Origin of the sequence: Kribbella sp. NPDC050820 (assembly GCF_040653975.1) — a bacterium.
GTDB lineage: Bacteria > Actinomycetota > Actinomycetes > Propionibacteriales > Kribbellaceae > Kribbella.
On record NZ_JBFAHB010000010.1, the window covers coordinates 15,925 to 37,798 of the forward strand.

The following is a 21,874-nucleotide window of genomic DNA, read 5'->3' on the forward strand; positions in this document are numbered from 1 at the left end:
ACCGGCTCTGGTGATGATTGCCCCACCGCAGCAGGCTAGTCGGCCGCTTGCTGCCGGAACAGGTCCGCCAGATCCTCGCGGCCTATGTCGGCCAACGCCGTTGGCAGGTCGCCGAGCCGCTCTCGTACCTCGAGCCACTCCCACACACCCCGCGGCCCCTCGCCCGGGCCGAAACGAGCACGTTGGAAGGCGGGGATGCCGACATGATCGGCCAGATCGATCCAGTCGTAGTCCAGGCGGCGGAGGATCTGGAGCTTGACCGTGCCTGGTTGGCTCACACGCGGCTCACGGGCAGGCGGCACCAGTAGGCGTCCGAGCAGGTCGAGGAGAACCTCGGCCGATGCGCGGGCGGCGAACTCCTTGAAACGGTCGTCCCGCGTCAGTTCCGCACTGTCCATGACGCCTTTCGCGATCAGCCAATGCGGCACTGCGAGTTGGTGCGCGACCGTGGCGACGGCCGCGGCTTCCATTTCCAGACCGAGGATCCGGCGGCTTCCCATTCGCTGCAGACGACCCCAGATCTCGGGGTCCTGCATCACCGCGTTTCCGCTGGCCATCGGACCGTGCAACACCGCGAACGGCAGTCGATCCGGTCCGTCGACGTCGTCGTACCGGATCCGTTCGATGTAGGCCCGGCCTGCGTCTGTCAGGGCGGGCTCGCCGTTCGGCCGCCGCATGATGAAACCCTCGGCCTCGATCGCGCCGACGTGGGAGCCCCATGCTCCCCGGGGGAAGTACCTCGGCCGGGCCGGGTGCTGTCGCGGCTCCTGCATCAGCAGCAGCCGCTCGAGCAGCCAGATGGTCGCTTCGTCATCGGTCGCCGGACCGTAGCTGGGCAGATGTGCCGGGTCGTAGTCCTGCACCTCTCGTAGCCAGCGATCCTCCAACGGAAACTGCTGGAGGTCACCGAGAAACTCGTCGCCCCTCTGCTTGCCTTCGTCGTACTGGTAGGCCGGCGATGCGATGAGCACGTCCCCCGGCGCGGTCTTGTCCGGGTTCCCGGCGCAAACACCACTCATTGCCAGACAGTTCGGCCTCAGCGACTGAACCAGCGCCGTGACGATCGGCGTGGTGCTACGACCGCTCATGGCCGACGGTCGAGCCAACGCCACGACGAGCGCACCCGATGACGTCTCGACCTCACCGCTGACATACGGCGCCGCCCCACCCGCATCGTGCAGGCTCCAGCCACCACCTCCAGCAACCGCCTTGGCGGCCTCGAACTCCTCCGGCAACGCCGTGACCACCAACGCGTCGACTCGCCCCATCCGTCCCCTCCTCGACTTTCAGACGCTGCGCCTCGTCCGTCTCCGGAACCCCTACGAAGACGCCAGTCGACTGTCTCGCGGCTGCCGTCGAACAGCAAGCCCATCGCAGCGCACAGCCATCGCACGTTGTCCGCACCTTCGTCGACGACCCGCGCGGTCTGTCGTATTCGGCGGACTGCCGATCGTCTTCTTGGTGGAAGGACTTCATCGAGAGAGGGAACGACCATGCCTGCGACCGTGAACGCGCTTGACATCGCGGTGAGCGACTTGACAGCTGCCATCGAGTTCTACCGGCGGCTCGGGCTCGAGTTCGTCCGGGACGAGCATTGGCCGGACGAAGGCGCCGGATGCGACCTGCCCAACGGGATGCATCTGATGCTCGGCAGCGACGAGCTCCGCGGCAAGCTGGCGGCCGCCGGCAACCCTCGCCCGCTGAGTACCGCTCGACCTTGTCGCACCGCGTGACCCACAGGTGACGAGCGGCGAACACGGCGCGCCGCGCGATCGATGGTCGGGGTCGACCAGCAGTCGGCAACCCTCTGGGATCAGCCGCACGCGACCGGGACCCCGAGCTGGTTCAGTCTGCCTCGTTGGTGACGTGCCAGACTCGTTCACCGACGCTGCCGCACTCCGCTGCGCTTCACGCGACGCATACGAGCTGTCCCCACCAGGACAGACCGTCGCGCGACGTCGAGAGCCAACGCGCACCGCGGTATCGAACACCGCAGGACTGGCCCGTCTGGAAAGCCAACGGCACTTGGTGATCGGTCTCGGGCGCAGGTCTGCAGGCACCGGTTCGGCTGGCCGCTCATGCGCCCAGCTCCAAGCATGTGGTTAAGGTGCGTGTTCCTCCTCGGACACTGAAACACTCGCTTCACCTCGACCAAGCGGCACTCCGGTGCCGCTTCGTTCGTTTCGGGGACAAGTTGCCGGTGCCAACTACATCGGGAGGGCCGATGCCGGGGCGGATCGACTACTACGACGATCCGGACGCACCCGCTGCCAACAGCATGGTCTCGTCCGTCAACGTTGTTGTCGAGAACGACGCCGGCGACATCCTTCTGATCGAACGCTCCGACAACGGCAACTGGGCGCTGCCTGGCGGCGCGATCGACCTCGGCGAATCCATGTCCCAGGCCGCCGTACGCGAAACCAAAGAAGAAACCGGCATCGACTGCGAGGTCCTCGACGTCCTCGGCATCTACACCGACCCGAAACACATCATCCTCTACACCAGCAACGGCGAAGCCCGCCAAGAGTTCTCCATCCTCGTCCGAGCCCGAGCCACTGGCGGCGCCCCGACGCCCAGCAGTGAGAGCACCCGGGTCCGCTGGATCAGACCAGAACAGCTCGACAGCCTCCAGATGAATCCCACCATGCGCCGCCGCATCGATCACTACCTCAAGCCCGGCACGACGGTGCACTTCGACTAGATGGTCCGTTGGCTCTGGACCATCGGCACCGCCAACCGAAGCGCAGGGCCGGTCCGCAAGACCGAGCGGTGGACGAAGTGGTCACGCGGATAGCGGGTCAGAGTCTCACTGAGCCGTTCGTCGATGCTGAAGCACATGGGCTACTTCTCGTCTGCTCGGGTTCTGATGGTGGCCATCACCTCGCGCACCATGGCCAGTTTCTGACTGAACAGAGGGTCGAGCAGCGACAGCGATGTCACGGCAAACCAGGCGATGCAGAAGAACGTCAGCCCGCTGCCCAACGCGCCGTCGACCTGGATCCCGAACCATCGCAGGGCCACAACGACGACCAAGGGAATCGCTCCGATCAGTAGAGACCTGGCGACTTGACTTGCGACCATGAGGCGCTCAGCGCCCGTCAGCGGCGGCAGGTGCAGCTCTGGAAGCTCGTCATAGTGCCCGGACAAGAGCACGACGCCAATACCAACGGAGATCGCGGACAGGTGTACTGCTGTATCGGACTTGGGCAGCGCGACCCAGATCTCCATCGACTCGAGTGAGTCGGCGGCGCCTTGGCACCTCGCACTGAAGATGGCTCGCTGCGCAGGACTCGGCAGCGTGATTGAACCCGGCAGGCCAGATCGGGTCAGGCGCGAGGCTCGATGTAAGGCTTTGACCATCGCGCAGCGACTCCGGTGGCTGATGAACGGGTCCGGTCTGGAGAGAAAGTCCACAACCCGAACGAGTTCGTGCAACGCGTAGATATGCGGAATCCGCATCTCAGCGCGGCGATTCATCACCGAAATCAGAATCAAGCCGAGCACGAAGACTGCACCGATCAAGTAGCCGTAGAAGGCGAATAGGATGAGTAACACCGCTGCGGGCCTGCGGCCGGCTCCCACCAGCAGAGTGGACAGGTCGTCCGGTCCTGCTCCCTGTGGCAGGAGGAGGACTCCGGTCGTACCGGCAATCCCGAAGAGTGTGGACAACACCGCCGCCACCGCAGCGAACGAGGGCAACGCGCCGAGCGCAAGCGCCGCGCAGATCACAGATGAGGCTATTGCGAGCCATGCGGAACCCAGGACGAGATAGGACCGATGTGTTACGTCGCCGAAGGCCACTGGTAGCAAGCCGGTCAAGGTCAGCGCGAGCGCCGCACATCCCGCGCTCCTCGCGGTGCGGGCCTGACGGCGTACCAGATCATCAGCGACCTGCCTGGCGCACCGTAGGTAATGATTCTTGACCTCGCCGCGATCGCTCGCTGGGTACTTGATCGCGAAGGCCTGCTCGAAGCTGGGCCAGGCCCGATACCAGTGTTCCAGAGTGCGGCGCGCGCGTCTGGTGGCTCGAGGTGCTGGGTTCACCAGGAAGGCGAAGACATTGAAGATCCACCTCATAGGACGAAGAAAGTGTCGCAGCGCCTCCGCGATCCCCCTTCGTCCGACCGCGAATTCCGGCAGCGTCCCGCCCTGCCCCGGGTACCGCGCTCCCGGCATGATCCGCCCGTCAGTCGGATGATCCCCCACAGTTATGTTCCCCCGCCCACCTACTGACCCGATTTCCGCGCCGGCTACCTGACCGATGTATCGCGGTGCGTCAGCGCATCGTTACCTGATTCCTGCAGGTAATAGAACTGTGACTGCGAGAACCGCTCGTACCTAGACATAGGCAACTGCGCAAGCATTCGATCGGCATTCAATCATTTGAACCAAACCAGGCCCGCCCACGGCCTGCCTCGCACAGCCCGATCTGGCACAACAGGCGCTGCATCAATGCATTCACATCATCCATCGAGGCGGCCTCTGGCGGCGGACGCCGGCCAGTGCTGTCATCGAGGAATGGTCCCCGATGAGCGATCCTCCAGTAACCGCGGGACGAACCCGAAGGTCGCCTGCGAGATCCCTCACTACGTGTGCGGTGAGTTGCAGTGGTACAGCAAGGCGACGATGGTCGCCCGCAACGGAAACTACACGTTGGAAATCATTGCCATCGGCGCCGCGGCGGCGGTGCCCGTCGCCACCGCGGCTGGTTGGGCTCCCTGGCTGGCAGCAACTCTCGGCGCCCTCGCGGCGGTTGCAGGCGGGGCGCGCCACATCTTCGGATGGCAACGCACCGGACCGCCACGAGCCCGGACTCTGGCGCACATCAAGACCGAGGTCGCGCTCTTCAACGTCAAGAGCTTGAGTTGTGCCGAGCTTGTCGAGGGCGTCGCCGATCTGGTCGAGTGGGAGGTCGCCGAATTCGAGCGTACGGCGCATAGGTCACCCGCACGCACGCGCACCGCCGCGGCCTCAGCGCAACGGGATGTAGGACCAGATGCTAAGGCTTAGGTTCGTCACGGAGCAGTTCGCGCCGAATCAGTCGCGCTGGGACGAGCGTATTCGTAGTGCTATGTTCAGGCTTCACAAGTCGTCTGGAAGCTGACTTCCTCATGGAATACATCGCCTTGATCATCAGCATCATTTCGGCACTGACGGCGGGGTTGACGCTGGTCGCGACCTGGAGATGGCGAAGAGATGCAGAATACAGCGCAACGGCTGCTTTTCGTGGCCTGGTTCTGCGAAAGCAGCTGTATAACGACACCGAACTCACCACTTGGAGTGTGAACGGCGTTCACACGATAGCGTATACAGTTTGCGTGACGAACTGGTCGCCTCAATTCAGAGTCTGCCTGGCTCGAAGGTTGCCATAGGCGAAGAGATGATCAAAACCTGCATGCGGTACCTCATCGCACTCAGGCCCCTTGCCGTCGACCCAGCGTCTAGCTCGGACGATGCATCGCGCCACACAGAAGTCCTTTCCGCGCATCGGGTCTGGCTGCGGGAGTTGCAGACGCAAATCACGAAGCTGACTCCGCGCGGTCGGGCGGCTAAGTCTTGATCCACGGAAGCGCCGCGTCGAGTTGGTCGCGGCGCTTCGTGAAGTTCGTGAGATCGACCGCGGATTCTCCGCTCGAGGCGTCAGCGCGCGGTACAGTTGCATAGCGTATGGTAGCGATGATCAATGTCGCCCTGAAATCTCGCGCGCAATCCCTCTGACGACGGTTCATCTCATCCAATGCGCGATAGATTTGTAGCCGAGCTCGATCAGACGGCTCCAACGCCCTGACAACACTCTTCGACACGAATCGAGCCCTGCCGGCCGCGATCTGGTCGGCCTGAAATGCGACAGCGATCCGGTCGCCCAGAAGGAGCCGCAGTCTCTGCGCGCGTGCGGCTCCGACGACCTGCCACAGCGAGATCAGCAGCGCAGCGGCCGCAACTCCTACAGCAAGGTAATCTGCCATTGCCATATCTTTCCTTGGGCGTCGCGCATAAGACTGATCGACGAGCGGGGACCGCGGCTACCCGTTCGCTTCCTTGTACGTCGTGATCGGGAGGGTCGACGGATTTGGTGCGGCGGGCTGCCGGGCCAGCAATCCCTTTGCGAGGGCTGACAGTGTCGCCAGAACCGCAACATTCAGGGCTGTGCTCCAGTCGAATTTCGTCACATCGAAAACGGCGCCGGCAGCTATCGACGCGGCCAAGGACGCCAGGAAGGTCTTGGCAAGCCGCACGACAAGATCGAGCCAAAAGCTCAGATCCGTGAGTTTGAGAAGATATTGCAGTGCTGTCAGAAGGATGGCTGACACCGCGCCACTGGCGGCGAGTGTCAACGCGTACTTCCATGGCAGAGTCCCGACTGACGCCGACGTGCCCCCCGCAAGCAGAGTCGCGAAGAACAGTTGCCCCGGCCGACCAGCCCGCCCGCTCCATGAAATCGAACAGCACGGCTCGCCATTTCTGCGAGTTCCACACCATCGTCCGCACTCCCTTCACGGAATCCCTGCCTGGACATTGCCGGCCTTCTGTACTGTACGGACACGCTGTCACCAAGACGTCACTCAAGCCAGGCACCATTCTTCGCGGTGACCAAGCGCTTATGCGTTGCCCGTTTCCCAACCCGGCTCGGTCGCCAACAACTTTCACGCAGTTTGTTCCGAACGAGGACTATTTCCCGGTGCGGATGTCGATCTGGATCGCAACTTCCGGGCGTGTTCAGGTATCGAGCAATGTGAGGAGCAGCCTGGGGCGCCGGCTGGGGGACCTTGGCTCCTGATCGGACACGGCGAGATCATCCGAGAGGAAGAACCATCATGACGAGCCGATCGACCAAATTCGTCGAAGAACGAGCCACGTGCTCAACGCCTGTGGATGAAGCATTTGATGTTCACCGGGTCTGCACGCCTGCCGGTCTTGGAGCTTGCAGTGGCGCTTTTCCGGGTGACAGCTCGGCGACGCCGGAATTTTAGTCTGCTGACACGTAGACAGGGGGGTTCCTGTGACTGCTTACGTATCTCCAAGGGGGCTGGTGCCGGTTCGGGAGGGAGCCGGCGCGCTCGGGGCCCTGCTCCACGACTCCAACAGCGGATCACAGCTGTGTCTGCTCGGTGGGCCTTTCGTTGTCAGAGGCAACCGGCGTCTGGGCGTGCCGGAGGGAAGTAAGCGGCTGCTCGCGTTCATCGCGCTGCATGAAGGCAGAGTCGACCGCCGGCTCGTCGCCGGGACTTTGTGGCCCCTCGGCGATGACGACCGGGCCGCCGGCAACCTTCGCTCGTCATTGTGGCGCCTCAAGGGCGCCGGGATCGACGTACTCCGAGCCGACAAGTGCGCTCTGTGGCTCGATCCCACGACGTCGGTGGACATCAGCACCATCGACAACTGGGCGCAGCGGGTGATCGAAGGGCACGCCTCGGCCGAAGAGCTGCGACTTCCGCGCTGGGGCGGAGATGCCCTGGACCTGCTGCCGGGATGGTACGACGACTGGGTCATCTTCGATCTCTGCCATATTGCAGATGCGCTTGCCGTTGAACCAGTAGTCCGAGACACCTGCGGCGAATTCGCTCTGCAGGAACGGGATCATGCCTCCGATGTGATCGTTGTCGACGTGGGTGACGAGACGGCAACATAGGGTCGGCAGTCGTGCGGATCCAGCAGGCGAAGACGCGCTTCCAGGGTCGGCCAGCAATCTCGCGTCCTCCGTCCACGAGCATGCGCGAGGTAGGTCCCTGGTCGCGGAAGCACTCGACCAGGATGCAGTCTCCGAGGCGGGCCGGCAGCGCTTCGACATCAAGGGCAGTGGCCACCGACTCCTCCTTTCTCGACAACCACATCGATTCAGTTGAGGACTCGTCGGTGCCGCTCGACGGCGTCGCGGGCGTCCCTCCCCCTCATAGCTGCGGTGGTTCCAGTGACTCGAACGCATCAGGCAGCCGCTCCGGCCAATGCATAGCAAGTGCCGCGCCGGTCAACCACCAGCCTCGGTAGACCAACGTCCGGCACAATCTCTCGGCGAGCTTGTCGAACACGGTCGGGACCAGCGAGAGATCCCGGCCCTCGTAGGCACGATGCTCGGGGTACGCCGCGCGCCAGGCTCGAAGCTCGTCCGTCGCCGCGGCTGGGAAGTCGGTGGCGAGTGCCACCAGAACGCCGCGTCGGGCGCCCGCAGGTAGCGCGTCGCCGGCCGGGACGGTACGGGCCAAGGAGAACCGCTCGACCATCATCCTCGTCCGCAGACCGGTACTTTGCCGGTAGAGCAACGAGTTCGCCCGTGCCAACTCGCGAATCAGTGGAATCCTGCCGTACCCTCCTGGCCGGAGCAGCCCACCGGCGTTGAGGCTCACGAGGAATACATCGCGGTACTTGTCTCGGTCCAACGCTTGCAGACCTGTGTTGTCGTACGCGCCGCCGTCGACCAGGACAGGCGGGTCCTGCCCACACGGGAACGCGTGTCCCTTCAAGACGATCGGTGCGAAAGCGCCAGGCACCGCTGCCGATGCCGCGACGGCGACGCTCAGCCGCAGATTCGTGCCAACTGTCGGCAGCAGGCCAATGGTGTAGTCCCCGAACACATCGCGTTCGAAGCGGAATCGTACGCCGGTGGTCAGATTGGCTGCGTTGACGATCCAACGCACCTCGGGGTCGAGCTGCGTCAGACGGAGTCCTCCGAAGAACCACTCGTCAAACCGCCGGGCCAGCAGGTCCGTCCGGTTGCGAGGCCCGACGGTTCGCCAGAGTCCCTTGACCAGGGAGATCTTCAGGGACTTGGACGACACGATCCTCACCGCCGGATCAATCACTAGTTCGTCCACCGCGGACGTGGAGTAGCCCCGATCCCTGATCGCCGGCCAAGCGGCTGCCAAGATGCCATTGGCCACTGATCCACCCGACACCGATGACGCGTAGCGTAGGTCGCCGAGCCGGCTCAGGTCGGCCAGTAAGCGGGCAACACCTAGCGCGGCGAATGTCGCTCTGAACCCACCTCCGGAGAAGGTGCACGCCAATGGATGGGGGGACGGCGCCGGCGCCGCCGCTTCACGTCGGCCGCGTCCGCAGGGCTCGAGTGACAATCTGGTCCCGAGGGCCGGCGAATCAACCGGCCACTGTGCCGCCATATCTTCCATTTCGCCACTCCGACCTAAACATCACCATACCCGATCGCTGTCTCGCCGGAGGCCTACGGCGCGGTGCACGGACGCAAAAGTAGCCGCAGCTGCGCCGCCGGCAACCGAGGCTGCAACGTGACGGAGCCCGCGCCGCTGTTGAGCGGTCTGCCGCGCGCTAGATCGCTTGCGCAACTTCGCTTCCACGGCTTCTTTGCTCGGCCGCTTGCTTGGCGGTTATGGTGCCGTGCACGCCCGGCCCCCCAGTCAATCGCTCGGATGACGATTGGCCTGGACATCGCAACACTCCCCCACTCGTAACACTCCCCCGCATGCACACCGTCAGTCAAGAGCGCGCACACTTTGTCGTCGCCAACCTCTCCTGGCATTCTTCGTCGCCGATTTCAATTGGGCCGGACTGAACCGAAACAAGCGATTGCGTACGCCGACTGACAGATGGCGTGATAGCGGCCGACCAGGCTATATCCCCGCATCATCGCAGGACGCGACGTTGCATTACGTGAAGGCCGATGACATCTTCCCGTGTCCACTTACTGAAGCCGCCCACCACGTTTCGGGCTCCGTTCGGCGGACCGACGCATTTGCACTCGGCGGCCGCTGTCCGACGACAGCGGCAGTCATGCTGGTCCCGGCTGCCGCAGGCAGAGACGCCCCGACGGACGGCAGATCACGCATCTGCGCGGATGCACTCAGGCGTGGCCGACCCACGCCTGCTCAACCATAGTTGCGTAGCGCAACGGTGGCCAATCCGGCGGCAAGCGGGCCGACGCTTGCTGTCACAGATGACTTCCGCCCCCCAGCGACGGCAACATCTTCCGCGGATGCGACGATCCGCAACATCTTCGCCCAGCCCGACCGCGCATGTCCGCGAGCAACTCGACGTGACCGCGACCGTGCTGGGCCGACAACTATCCAAGGTCGAACCCATCCTGCGCGGCGCCGCCGACGACGTCACCGAATTCGCCGACTTCCCGATCAGCCACTGGAAGAGGGGTCCACTCGAGCAACCGCCTCGAACGCGTCACCCGCCGCGTTCACCGCCTCCAACTCGAACAACAAGGAAATCAAATTCCGCACCAACGTCGTCGTCTTTCCGAACCCGCCGCGCTGCTGCGTCTGGCCAGGCCCGTCCTCCTTCCGAACACAGCCGATGCGCCATGAGACCCGAGGCAGGACTGGTCAATGGATACGATCTGGATGCTCCTCTCATCGCAGTGTTCGGCAGCAACAGCGCAACGCCCCCAGCGCGCGAGGTCGCCGAACTGAGTGCGGCCGAGCTCTTGGGCGCGCCGAGACCTACCGGCTGGTGCGGATCGTGCGCACCGGCGCGGCACCACCCGTCGGCGGCTATGAAACGCGCCTGACACGGCGCTCACAGCCGCTGGGCGGTAGCCAGGTTGACGCGAGCTGAAAGATTTCAACTGCGGATCCTTAATGCGCGTGTTGGGTTCGTCGGCGCAGATCCGATCATCCCGGCATCTCGACGCACTAGACGTAGCCCTCCCGGGCGGACGCTTGTGCCGTCCGGCGCTCCTCCCTGGCTGGTACGACGACTGGGTGATCTTCGAACGCGAGCGGCTCAACCAGTTGCGGATCCACGCCCTGGAAGTGGCTGTGCGCCAACTGACCGAGCGGGGCCAACTCCACGCCGCGCTCAGGCTCGCTCTCGAGGCCGTGCGCGCTGAGCCGCTGCGAGAGACTGCGAACGCCGTACTCATGTCCGTCTATCTCGCTGAAGGAAACGTGGCCGATGCGATTCACCACTACCTGCTCTTCAGAGATCTCTTGCAGCGCGAGCTCGACCTGGAGCCATCGACGCGCGTGACCGAGCTGCTGCCGGCCAGGCACACCCATCTCCATACGCCCGCATAGACTCCTGCGAGCCGGGGAACAGTTGGCCCCAATGACAGATCGAACGGACAATGACGCGAGCTTGACCTGCAGCCGCCTGGCCGGAACTCGACCTCACCGCCGCCGGCATTCGCCTCGCCGGCTTGCTCACCGACTTAGTCCTGATGTCCGTCTGGCAATCCCCTGAAACCGCAGAGACTTCAGTCTTGTTGTTTCGGTTGTTGTCCCCCGGGTCCCGCTCGCAGTTCAGAGCCGTTGATGGTGTCAGCAGGTGTCTCCAAGCAGGAGTCAAACGGGCTCTTCGCAGTTGAGGGTGTAGTGAGGGTTGGCGCGTCGGTGGCCGGATAGGGGTCGAGGTCTTCCGATGATGGGAGTTCTCACGCTGCCCATCTGGAAGACCTCGACGTGTCTGACGCTACCTTCATCTGCCCTGACCTGACCACGTTCACACGCGTTGACGAGCTCGGTCTCGAGGCCGTCGGGCAGCGACTTGAGCCGGACCGGGCGGTGCTGGCTTGCCGGGTTGTCGAGACTGATGACGTGGATGGCTGGTGTCGGCGCTGCGGCTGCGAAGGAACTGTTCGCGACAGCGTGGTCCGGCGGCTGGCGCACGAGCCGCTGGGCTGGCGTCCCACGACCTTGCACGTGACGGTGCGCCGCTACCGGTGCAGTGGTTGTGGGCACGTGTGGCGCCAAGACACCGGCCGGGCGGCCGAGCCCCGGGCGAAGCTGTCGCGGCGCGGGCTGCGGTGGGCGCTGGAAGCCCTGGTGGTCCAGCACCTGACCGTCGCCCGGGTCGCGGAGGGTCTCGGGGTCGCGTGGAACACCGCCAACGATGCGGTTCTCGCCGAGGGCAAGCGGGTGCTGATCGATGATCCCGGCCGGTTCGACGGCGTGGCCGTGGTCGGGGTCGACGAACACGTCTGGCGCCACACTCGTCGCGGCGACAAGTACGTCACCGTGATCATCGACCTGACCGGCATCCGCGACGGCACCGGCCCAGCACGGCTGCTCGACATGGTCCAAGGACGTTCCAAGCAAGCCTTCAAGCAGTGGCTCGCCGACCAGGAACAGTCCTGGCGCGACGGGATCGAGGTTGTCGCAATGGACGGCTTCACCGGGTTCAAGACCGCCACCACCGAAGAACTTCCCGACGCAGTAGCCGTGATGGACCCCTTCCACGTGGTCCGCCTGGCCGGCGACGCGCTCGACCAGTGCCGACGCCGCGTCCAGCAAGACACCCGCGGGCACCGCGGCCGCAAGGCCGACCCGCTCTACAACGCGCGGCGGACCCTGCACACCGGAGCCGACCTGCTCACCGGCAAGCAGACCGACCGGCTGGCCGCACTATTCGCGACCGACGAACACGTCGAGGTCGAGGCCACCTGGGGCATCTACCAGCGCATGATCGCCGCCTACCGCGAACCTGACCACCAACGCGGCCGAGAGCTGATGCAGCAGCTCATCACATCGGTCAGCCACCGCGTCCCCGAAACGCTGACCGAGATCACCACGCTCGGCCGAACCCTGACCAAACGTGCCGCGGACATCCTCGCCTACTTCGACCGGCCCGGCACCAGCAACGGACCGACCGAGGCGATCAACGGCCGCCTCGAACACCTCCGCGGCTCCGCCCTCGGATTCCGCAACCTGACCAACTACATCGCCCGATCCCTACTCGAGACCGGCGGCTTCAGACCGCAACTACACCTCATCTGTGAAGAGCCGTCAAACGCGACGGCCATCGAACCGGCCCCCAAACCCACCCGACACCCAGCCAATACCGTGAACATCTTCCCGCACTACCGCACCACCCCGGTCACCCACCGACCGAAGAAGCACGAAACCAGGACCCTTTCTCAAGTCACGGGTATTGAGGCTAGAGCGAAGCTTGCGGGTCGTGCAGTACGGGGAAGGAAGCGACATCGGCATCGGGTGGGAGTTCGTGCGAGGCCATGACACGGGGAATCCGTTCGACCGCCTGCAATGCGCCGCGTACCGGGCCAATCGCCCCAACGCTGCGGGTGACCACACGGTCGGCCTTCGCAGCAGTGGCAAAAGCTCGTACGGCTGCCCATTCGGCCTCGGCCAGGGCTGGCCCCTCGCTGGTTGCGACAAGACGTTCTTCGATTTGCGCAGCAAGCCGTACGACGTTGGACGGTGGGTAGTAGTTGCCCAGCCGCCAGTCCTCTTCGGCGGCCAGCTTGCGCACCCGTACAGCCATCACCATCGGATCGCGGTCGGCCATGGGCCGATGCCGGGCTTTGGGCAGTAGCGGCGACTCCGAGATCCTCACGACGTCCGATCCGGCAGCGGTCCCGCCAATTTCCAGCAGCATCCACATGATCCTGGGCAAGTTGCGGATGCGTCGGCCGCTGCGCACGAGCTCGCGCAAGCACGCCGTCACTTGGGCGCGAGAGTAGTTGGCCTCCAACACTGCGACCAGGTCGGGAAATACGTAGGCCAGGTCCTCGTCGATGACGCGGGACAAGTGCCGCATCCGTACAAACCAGTGTCTGCGTTCGGCGAGCGTCTTGCCGAGATCGCCGACGACATCGACCCATCGCGCGTCCTCGCCCAGGTTGTGTTCAGGCAGCGTCACGTCGTTGAGCCGAAATCGAACCGAACCCGCAGGCTGATCCGTCAATACCACACGTACGTCGGGAGAGACGACTCCGCGTTTGCGATAGTCGGTCTCGCGGAGGTCGACGAGGGCCCGAACGTCATCCTCCGCAACCTTTCGCATGGTGCTCGCCGCAACCTCGACCACGATCTCCTCGTTGGTTCGTGCATCGATGAATCGCTCTGCGGTATCGACGTCGAAGCTGACCGAATCTGCGATGGTCAGCGAGGCCCGGCAGCCGAGTGCGCTGATGTACGCGGCTGTGCTGCGATTGCTCGACCTGGACCCCGCCAACGTCGGCAGACGCCGGAGCGTTCGGGACATGAATTCGCTGCACAGAACTTCCGCCGTCGCATCGTCGGGAAGCTGGGAGCGGGGCAGATAGGCGATGGGTCGTCCGTCGATCGAGACAGTGGCTGTGTCCCTGTTCCCCTTGCCGGCGACGTCGTCTCGCTCGGTGATGGTCAGCCGCCGATCAAGGCCGAGCTCGTCCAGCAGCGTCGTGAGCTGCCCGTCGAGGGCCGCAGTGAGCTGATCGGCACACGATGCCCGGAGCGCTTCGGGTAGTCCAACCTCGACCTGGATCGGGCGCCGCGGTAGCGGCGCACCCAACATCCTTCGGGTCAACTCGGTCATGACAGTTCGTCCTTGGACAGGATGCGAATGTTCGCGGCCTTCGAGGCGAGCAGCCGCCAGACGAAGGGCCGCAGCCGGCCGTCCGTGACCGCGACGACGTCAGGCCGCATCGGCAGATCCCCCAGCCAGGCATGCAAATCCGCCACCAACGGGTACGTCAGGTCGCGCGGCAGTTCCCACACCGGCCGGTCAGAGCAGAGCCCGCTGCGTAGGCGTTCCTCAAGCTCGTCGGGAAGCGCAACCACGGTCGCGTCCGGCCGTACCCCCAGGGCGTCCAGATCGAGGGCCAGGCGTACCGCGCGCAGCGTCTCGAGGGTTGCGGACTCCGAGGTCCGGTCGGCACTGTCCGGCGAGCGGCGGGCCGCATCGAGAATCCGCCGTCGGTCGACGACTGAAACCTGCTCGCGCAACAGCATGCGCAACACCCGTGCCAGCCTGAGCCGGTCAGCCCTTGGATCCGCCGGCCGCCACGGTGTGGCCGTCGAGTCGCCGGAGTCCCAGTCCTCGAGCCAGACCGGCACGTCGTCCACTCCGACGAGACGGAACAAGTGGATACGGACAAGATCCTCCAGTTCTTGTATCAACCGGGCCGGCCACGAGTCCCGGGAGCCTGCGACGTCGATGGTCCCCACCCATCGACGGTAAAGATTGAGGTCAACCTGGAGATCGTTGAGCTCCGGCGAGGGCACCGGATATATCCACGGAATCCGGACCCCCATCTGTTCGGAGATGCGGTCTTGGAGGTCCAGGGTCGCATTCCGCAGTTCGTCGGAGTCCATCAGATCGCCGAGACCCGACCCGAACGCGAGCTCTAACGGGTTGAGGAACACGAACGTCGAACCCAACGTGTCAGCTGCGCTTGCCTGGAGCTGATAGGTCTGTTCCAGTGGCAACGTGCCGGCCGCCGTCTGCAGGAGCCGACGCTGGCCGTCGCCGACGTCGGCACGGCTGGCGAGCGCGAGTAGGCCGTCGCGGAGCGACCACAGCGTCGCCGGATCGTGCGCAATTGTCTGCGCTGCCTCAGTAATGGCGTCCTGCAAGGCGACGTCGACCCGGACGTCGCCCAGCCACGTCGCCACGTCGTCGTAGGAGCCGTCGACGAGATTCGAGAGCGCGCGTCGAGCCTGAAGCGACTGCATGAGGCCGCGGTCGGCCTCGATCAGCAGGCCAGCCAGAGCGTTCTCGACTGCTGACCATTGGCTTCGGGCGTCAGCGTGCAGGTCTTGCTTGTAGAGAACATCGGCTGCACTGCGTGCCTCGTCGCCGGCCCTGAGGGCGGCATCGAGGGCCTCCGGCACCTCGGCATGACCGACCAGTCCTCCGTAGAGCGACAAGGCCTCCAGCGGGCGGCCGTTGGTGAGTGCACGGCGCGCCGCGCTGACCAACGCGGGCACTGACTCGTTGGGGCGATGGGTGTCCAGTAGCGTGACGCAGCGGTTGTCGATGTGCGCGGCCAGATCGCCGAGCACCTGAGCGACCTGCTCTTGGTGGGGCTGATCCCTGGTGGCATAGCGTAGGTAGTCGAACTCAAGGGTGGCGAGGTGCCGCAGGTCGGCCGGCTGTTGACACGCGTCGACGCCTTCTTTCAAGAGCCGCGCGCCCTCGTCGATCTCACCCTTCACCAAGAGCATCTGCCCCAGGTCACGCGTGAAGGGCATCCGTGCGGGCGCCCGGGGACGCAGGTCGCGGTAGATCTCGATCGCGTTGTCGACCAGGCCAGCGCGGAAGGCCGCCCACCCGGCGACGTCAGCTGCCGGACCGGACCTGGTGTCGTTCCATAGCGCCATGAATTCGTCGCGGGAGGCCTCAGGCTTGTCCACCGCAAACAGGCAGTGGCCCAACAGGAGGCGAACCGACTCCGACGCCGTCTGGCCAGTCAAGCTCTCCAATGCCTCCTCAGCGCGGTCCCCCCGCAACAACACGTTGGCGCGTTGCCATAGCAGGTCTTCGTCGTCAGGCTGGCGCAGCGACTGGTAGTCGACGAACTCCAGGGCCTTGCCGTAATCGCCGCGGTCCAGCAGCACGGACAGGTGGGTACCGACGATCACCGAGTCGGCCCAGTCGGCAGTCGCCACGCCGTCGGTTGAGGCATCGAACGCTTCCTGGATCAGTCCCTGGCGTCTCAGGAGATCAGCCAGGAAACCGTACGCACGCGTGTACGAGGGGTCTTTGAGCAGCGCCCGCTCGACCAGCAAGGCGGGGTCACTCCCGGAGTCGCCCAGAACATCATCGATCAATGCCTGGGTCACGAGCACCCAGGCCTCGTCGCGCTCGGGCTGCCGGATCCGCAGCCCCTTCTCCAGGTGCCGACGGGCCTTGTTGAGCGCGTCGCGGCTGACTGTACCGTCGGGACCGAAAGCGTCGAGCCGAAGCCCCTCCGCATAGGCCCAGCGAAACTCTGCCCGCTCCGGTGCCAGCTTGCGTGCCCGGTTGAAGAGCTGAAGGGCCTGCGGTTTGAGTCCAGCCTCTGAGTAGCCGTTCCCCGCCTCGACGAGTGACCAAGCGGCCTCGACCCTCCGGGCCTGTGCGGCTCCGGCATCACCCTGATGGTCCATCGACTTCGCCAGCTTGAGCGTCACTTCCGCCATCGCGAGGTGGACATCCCGCCGGGCGTAGTTCTGTTCGCCTCTGAGGCGTTGGGATGTCCCGGATTCAGACGATCCGGTCAGAACGCGGTCGAGCAAGGTGAGGGCTTCTGCGGCGTCGTGATCCGACGTCAGGGCGGCGCGTACGAGCAGGCGGTCCGGCACCGGCCGCAGCAGTACGGGATCGATGGCTCTCCGGTCGCCCTCGATCGCATCGTCATAAGACTGGTCAGCCAGCGTTCCGAGGCCGTCGCGCTCGAGGAGGAGCCCTTGGACGATCAGGGTGTCGGTGCCGGGCGCTGCGAACTCGGGCGTCTGCTTCAGCGCTGCGCGGGCATCTTCGCCGTCGGCGAGTGTGGCGTGCTTGGCCGCGAGTCTGAGTGTCGCGCGGGCATCCTCGTCCTCGTCGTTGGCGAGCTGGGTCTCGGCCAGTGCGGTGTAGGCCAGCGCCTTCCATCTATTCGATTGCGCGCGCGTGAGTGCGTCGTCAGCGGACTGCCGTGCGAGGGTGCGATCCGAGAACTCACGACGGAGAATGCGGGTGCGCAAGACGGCAAGCCGGACCCTGGTGCTCTCGTCGAGGCGCCGACCCGTCACAGGGATCAGGATGGCGTCGATCGGATCGAGCGCCGCTGCATACGTGTCCGAGGCCATCGCGTCGGTGATGGCACGCAGCTGACCACGGGTCGTCTCGACCACTTCGGTGGAAGGAAAGCCGGCCAGGTCCAAGAAGCGCCGGCATCCGCTCCAATCGCGCAGTGCCAAGCCGTCGAGCCACACGGCGCTCCACCGTCTCAAGGCTTCGTCGATCGAGTCTCGTCGCAGCTCGCCGGTGACGTCGCGTGCATAGGCCTTCCACCAGAAGTCGCTACCTTCACTGCGCCGTGCGAGCTGCTTCTCTTTCGTACGCAATCTCTGTGCGCAGCGCTCCAGAATGATGTTGACCATGGAGATCTCGTACGTCAGCCGGTCAAGGCTTGCGATCACTCTCTCGTAGTCGCCCAGACCTCGCAGTCCACGCAACGCGGACTGAGCCAGCAGCCTCGTCGGCTTCGACAAGTTCGAATCATCCGCGAGCTCATCGAGAGTGCGTTTGACGATGGCTCGGGCGGAGGCCTCCATCAAGACAGCGGCGTCGACGTCGCCGGGGGCAGGTTTGGTCCGTCCGGAATCAGTCATGCTCGGTGGGCCTTCCGAGGTCCAGGGCACGGAGCATCCGGGCATAGACGGCGCGCGTGCGTGCATCGATCCGGGTGAGCATCTTCTTCTTGATGAGCGTTGCGATTTCGGAGTCGTCGAGGTCTGGGTCAAGCCCTGCTATCCACGCCAGCATCGCGTTCTCCTGTTGGGGCGTAAGGCCCTTGGTTGCGATGACGACGTCGATCAGGTCGGTCCGCTTCGAGGACTCCGGGGCATTTGTCGTCGGTGTGGTCGTCTTGATGGCGATGGGAAGTTCGCGCCGCAGCGCACCGTCCTCTTGAAGGTAGAGGACGGGAGTCCCGAAACGGCGGTCTTCATGCTCGACCTGCAGCCCCCGCCGGCTGGCCTGAACCGCGGCGCCAATGTGTTCGCCGCTGACCAGACGCTCGTAAAACTGTTTTCCGAGACCGACGCGGTCTGCCTGGTCGATCTTGACTGCGTACTGGAGGGCCAGTACGGCCGGCACTTGTCGCCTGATCAGGTCCGGTGCGAGGCGTTCGAAGTTCTCGGTCGCGTCGCCATCTTTGTAGTCGCAGAGCTGGAGAATAACCAGCCGGGGACGGATCGTGTTGGCGGTCAGGATCTCGACAAACTGCGCGGGATCCTGGTAACCGTCACCCGCACCGCCGAGATAGATCTGCGGATGGTCCGGGGTACCGCGGCAGATTCCTACGATATGGAGAATGTGGTAGGGCTTCTTGCTGAGCTCTGCTTGAACCTTGGCCGCGTCCCATGACTTGATCGCTTTGGCAACCCAGAGGTCCGGCACGTCTTTGAGTGCCGTCCTGAGCTTTCCCAGCGCCTCACGGTGGATAGCAAAATCGGGAGCCTCGGGCAGCGCCGCGATCAGCATCGCGCTGAGCTTGTCTTTGTTGCTGACTTGCTTGACCGTAACCGGTTTCTCAGCCATCGTGACGTAGCGGGTCAACAAGAGCTCGGTCTTGGTGGCGAGGAACCAGTTGCCCTCCGGTTCATAGAGAAACTCCCACGGCAGGGCCTTGAGGTCCGCATCCGCGTCGTCGGCGAACACGATCGATAGCCGCAGCGGTGGTTGCCCCTCCTTGGGGATCCGCTTCTTCAGCTCCTGTCCAACGGGGTTGTCCTGACCGTGCTTGTCGGCCAAGATCAGCCGCCAGAGCTGAGTGCCCAGCACCTTCAGGGCGCTCGAGTCGAGGAGGTCTTCTCGGCGGCGAACTTCGGCCTCCTCGATGAGGTCCCAGAAGCAGAGCCATCGGTTCATCAGCGCGACGGTTGCGAGGGTGAGCGGATCGATGGGGTCGGCCATGAGGTCGTGCCGGCCGGCGGCACTGGCCTGGGATCCCGGCAGGCCGTACTCACCGGACACGCCCTCGCGGTCGATCACGATCTTGAACTCGTACGTCGTCATCGTTTCGCGCGCTCGCTCTTCTCGCCGAGAAGTGGCTCGGCGGTGCGTTGGTAGATCATCGGTACGCCAAGCAGCCTTGCGTCCTTGCTGTCTTGCCAGATGACCTTCCTGGCCGACTGGACTGCTTGGTCGAGAAACTCGTGGCAAGCCAGAGCTTCATACAAGGCCGTGCTGAAGGCGATCGCGGTCTCATTGGTGACCGGATACTGCATCGCAACCACACAGTGCACGCCTTGCCCGACCAGCACTGGGGCCAGCCCGGCATACCGGTACTCGTAGTCGTTGGCCCCGCCTTCGCAGGCATGAAGAACAACCACCGTGGGCGCCCAGTCGTCTGTGCACAGGCTTTCGGCAAGGCGGTCCTCATCGATCCATTCCTCGCGCCCAGCGGCGCCTTTGAGGGCAATAGATCCCTTGCCGGTCTCACTGTTGAAGCGGCCATGGCCGATGTAATGCACCACGTGGGGGTGTTTCTCGGCAACTGTGCGGGCCAGCTCGTCCTCGCTGACGTCGACAGCCGCCTTACAGACGGTGAAGTCGGGCCGGGTCTTCGCTGTCTTCTTGATGGCTCTGACAACGGGTTTGTAGTCGACGTTGCCGAGCCAGTCGTTGTGTGCGCCGACGACCGGCAGAATCCTAACCTCCTGCAGGTCGACGGTCGCGCGATAAGGCGTGCCGGGAGGAACCGAGCGTGACAGCAGAACACCGGGCATCAGCACGAGGAACTGGCCGTCGTCGCCGGGCCGGTCAGGCCCACACATGAACTCCCACGGGAGTGTCGCGAGACGGGAGCTTGCGGCATCGGTGGGAAACTCCAACTGGAGTCGAACGGTGTCGTCTCCGCGGTTGTCGATCTGATGCCTGATCCAGGTCCAGACCTTGTCGGAGAACAGAAGTTGGTGCAGCAACTGGCCGAAGACGCGAATGTCCTCACGGTCCCACTCCCGGTCGTGCTCCATCAGCCAGCGTTCGAACACGCGCAGGGTGCGTCCCTCGAGTCCCATCAGGGCAACACGATGATCGCTGCTCTGTTCGGTGCCGTCACGCCAAGATCGCGCCGTCACCTTTCCAGTGGGTGAGACGGCGACGCTGATGGACAGCGGTGGCTGCCTACTCACCGCTTCTTCTTCCTGGGCGCCAGGGTCAGGACGACGCCACCCTCGCTGCCTGCGGGCGGGAAGAGCGTGGAGTTCTTCCGCGGTTTCAGGTCGTCGTCGTGCTGCCAACGCAGCGTGCGTGGATTGCGGTAGTTGAACACCAACGTCGAACCCGTCTTTCCATAGGCCACGCACTTGGCCACACCGGCGTCATCGGGATGTTCGAACTTCGCGCCATCGCTGGAGAACAGGTAGTAGTCGGACGGCAAGAGTTCCAGCAGCTTGGGGGTGATGTTGCGGGTGCTGCCGTGGTGCGGAAGCTTGAACGCGGTCAAATCCAGACGTTCGGCCTGTCGTTCGGCCAGCAGCCGGTGTACCCCGGCCAGCAAGGTGGCCGGCGTCGAGTCACCGGGCAAGAGGATTGAGTTTCCGGCGTATTCGGCCAGGAGCACAATGCTGCTGCGGTTGGCTGGGGCGGTGTCCCTGCTCGACTTCTCCTGGAGCAGATCCGAGACTCCATTGGGCTTCCGTGAGCCGAGGAACGTTTTCGCGGGGAGCAAGCCGGCCCTCGCCCGTAACTCCGTCAGCGCGTCGGCTTCGGAGTCGAAGAAGAGCCCTTCACCTTTCAGCGCGGGCCGCCAGGCCTTCCGCAACGCCTTGAGGGCTTTGCCATCCGGCCCAAGCACGGTCAACGTCAGGCCACCGGCCAGTGTGCGGACCGGGAGCGGCTGATCGTCCGGCGCCCAGACAGGGGCTTTCGAGAACGCGGCGTTCAACGGGATTCCGCGTCCGCTGATCAGGGCCGCCAGCATCTCTCCTTGGGCGCCACCGAGCTTGGGCGAGACCTGCGCGGGACCGTTGAACCAGTACTCCGCGATGCCGACGTTGACATCGGCGTCATTGGTCAGGAGCAAGGCGCCTTCGATGTGGTCGGCGTCGACGTGGGTCAGCACGAGGAGGTCGAGCGATCCCTCGGACGCGACACGCCGCAGTCGAGCACCCACGGCTGGGTATGCGCTGGCCGGCCCGCCGTCGATGAGCAGGCGATGGCGATCCGCTGGTGGACCCCACGTCAGCAAGACGGAATCGCCATGCCGCGCAGGCAGGAGCTCTAGTTCGAGCGGGCCCGCAGAAGTATCGGCCACGACTGAATCTCCCAAAGTTGTTCGAGCCGCGTCTCCAATAGGACGAGTGGTGAGCGGGCCCGCCAGAGCCAAAGCTGCCATTGCCCCGACCCGCTGTGGCTATGGAGCGCTGCGCGGTGAAACGGAGGCGATGGCACGGCCATCAGGACGACGCCCGAGGCTATGCGGCGCAACGCCGCCTGCTGTTCCCGTATGTCAGCCCGACCACAAAAGGCAGGGGCGCCCGTG

Annotated in this window: 15 protein-coding genes and 2 pseudogenes; 7 read left to right on the forward strand and 10 right to left on the reverse strand. The window is 64.6% G+C overall.

The window, feature by feature from the left end; all coding sequences use genetic code 11:
- Positions 1–35: 35 nt before the first annotated feature.
- On the reverse strand, positions 36–1,268 hold the full coding sequence (locus tag AB0H36_RS11680) for a hypothetical protein (protein WP_360520231.1): 1,233 nt from the start codon (positions 1,266–1,268) through the stop codon (positions 36–38).
- 225 nt (positions 1,269–1,493) lie between these two features.
- Between AB0H36_RS11680 and AB0H36_RS11685 the strand changes: the two genes are divergently transcribed.
- Positions 1,494–1,733, forward strand: coding sequence for a VOC family protein (locus tag AB0H36_RS11685; RefSeq protein WP_360520233.1), 240 nt, complete (start codon positions 1,494–1,496; stop codon positions 1,731–1,733).
- 491 nt (positions 1,734–2,224) lie between these two features.
- Complete coding sequence (locus AB0H36_RS11690; protein ID WP_360520235.1) at positions 2,225–2,701, forward strand: NUDIX domain-containing protein; 477 nt, start codon at positions 2,225–2,227, stop codon at positions 2,699–2,701.
- Between the two features lie 140 nt (positions 2,702–2,841).
- On the opposite strand, the gene AB0H36_RS11695 is transcribed toward AB0H36_RS11690, so the two are convergent.
- Positions 2,842–4,077, reverse strand: a complete 1,236-nt coding sequence (locus AB0H36_RS11695) for a hypothetical protein (RefSeq protein WP_360520237.1) — start codon at positions 4,075–4,077, stop codon at positions 2,842–2,844.
- A gap of 441 nt (positions 4,078–4,518) precedes the next feature.
- On the opposite strand from AB0H36_RS11695, the gene AB0H36_RS11700 reads away from it, so the two are divergent.
- Positions 4,519–5,010, forward strand: coding sequence for a DUF4231 domain-containing protein (locus AB0H36_RS11700; RefSeq protein ID WP_360520239.1), 492 nt, complete (start codon positions 4,519–4,521; stop codon positions 5,008–5,010).
- 539 nt (positions 5,011–5,549) lie between these two features.
- Here AB0H36_RS11700 and AB0H36_RS11705 read toward each other — a convergent pair.
- Both AB0H36_RS11705 and AB0H36_RS11710 read right to left on the reverse strand, forming a co-directional pair.
- Positions 5,550–5,966, reverse strand: a complete 417-nt coding sequence (locus AB0H36_RS11705) for a hypothetical protein (RefSeq protein ID WP_360520241.1) — start codon at positions 5,964–5,966, stop codon at positions 5,550–5,552.
- A 57-nt stretch (positions 5,967–6,023) separates the two neighbouring features.
- Positions 6,024–6,335 (reverse strand): hypothetical protein, encoded by a 312-nt coding sequence (locus AB0H36_RS11710; RefSeq protein WP_360520243.1) that lies wholly within the window; start codon positions 6,333–6,335, stop codon positions 6,024–6,026.
- A gap of 812 nt (positions 6,336–7,147) precedes the next feature.
- Here AB0H36_RS11710 and AB0H36_RS11715 point away from each other — a divergent pair.
- Positions 7,148–7,630, forward strand: coding sequence for a hypothetical protein (locus AB0H36_RS11715; protein ID WP_360520245.1), 483 nt, complete (start codon positions 7,148–7,150; stop codon positions 7,628–7,630).
- A gap of 259 nt (positions 7,631–7,889) precedes the next feature.
- On the opposite strand, the gene AB0H36_RS11720 is transcribed toward AB0H36_RS11715, so the two are convergent.
- Positions 7,890–9,122, reverse strand: coding sequence for a patatin-like phospholipase family protein (locus AB0H36_RS11720; protein WP_360520247.1), 1,233 nt, complete (start codon positions 9,120–9,122; stop codon positions 7,890–7,892).
- An 823-nt stretch (positions 9,123–9,945) separates the two neighbouring features.
- Here AB0H36_RS11720 and AB0H36_RS11725 point away from each other — a divergent pair.
- The 3 genes and pseudogenes from AB0H36_RS11725 to AB0H36_RS11735 all read left to right on the forward strand — a co-directional run.
- Positions 9,946–10,114: pseudogene (locus tag AB0H36_RS11725) on the forward strand (transposase); the annotation flags it as partial.
- 565 nt (positions 10,115–10,679) lie between these two features.
- Positions 10,680–10,994, forward strand: coding sequence for a bacterial transcriptional activator domain-containing protein (locus tag AB0H36_RS11730; protein ID WP_360520249.1), 315 nt, complete (start codon positions 10,680–10,682; stop codon positions 10,992–10,994).
- Between the two features lie 384 nt (positions 10,995–11,378).
- Positions 11,379–12,683, forward strand: a pseudogene (locus AB0H36_RS11735) (ISL3 family transposase); the annotation flags it as partial.
- Positions 12,684–12,852: 169 nt separating this feature from the next.
- Here the strand turns inward: AB0H36_RS11735 and AB0H36_RS11740 are convergent.
- The 5 genes from AB0H36_RS11740 to AB0H36_RS11760 are packed head-to-tail and all read right to left on the reverse strand — an operon-like array spanning position 12,853 to position 21,646.
- The gene (locus AB0H36_RS11740; RefSeq protein ID WP_360520251.1) at positions 12,853–14,232 is read right to left on the reverse strand and encodes a hypothetical protein; all 1,380 of its coding nucleotides are present in this window, start codon (positions 14,230–14,232) and stop codon (positions 12,853–12,855) included.
- The gene (locus AB0H36_RS11745) at positions 14,229–17,996 is read right to left on the reverse strand and encodes an FHIPEP family type III secretion protein (protein ID WP_360520253.1); all 3,768 of its coding nucleotides are present in this window, start codon (positions 17,994–17,996) and stop codon (positions 14,229–14,231) included. Before AB0H36_RS11745 ends, AB0H36_RS11740 begins: the two co-directional genes overlap by 4 nt.
- Positions 17,989–19,404 carry a CHAT domain-containing protein gene (locus tag AB0H36_RS11750; protein ID WP_360520255.1) on the reverse strand — a complete coding sequence of 472 codons (1,416 nt, stop codon included), beginning with the start codon at positions 19,402–19,404 and terminating at the stop codon, positions 17,989–17,991. The genes AB0H36_RS11745 and AB0H36_RS11750 overlap by 8 nt, the downstream gene beginning before the upstream one ends.
- On the reverse strand, positions 19,401–20,522 hold the full coding sequence (locus AB0H36_RS11755; protein ID WP_360520257.1) for a CHAT domain-containing protein: 1,122 nt from the start codon (positions 20,520–20,522) through the stop codon (positions 19,401–19,403). The genes AB0H36_RS11750 and AB0H36_RS11755 overlap by 4 nt, the downstream gene beginning before the upstream one ends.
- Complete coding sequence (locus AB0H36_RS11760) at positions 20,519–21,646, reverse strand: hypothetical protein (RefSeq protein ID WP_360520259.1); 1,128 nt, start codon at positions 21,644–21,646, stop codon at positions 20,519–20,521. The genes AB0H36_RS11755 and AB0H36_RS11760 overlap by 4 nt, the downstream gene beginning before the upstream one ends.
- Positions 21,647–21,874: the final 228 nt, after the last annotated feature.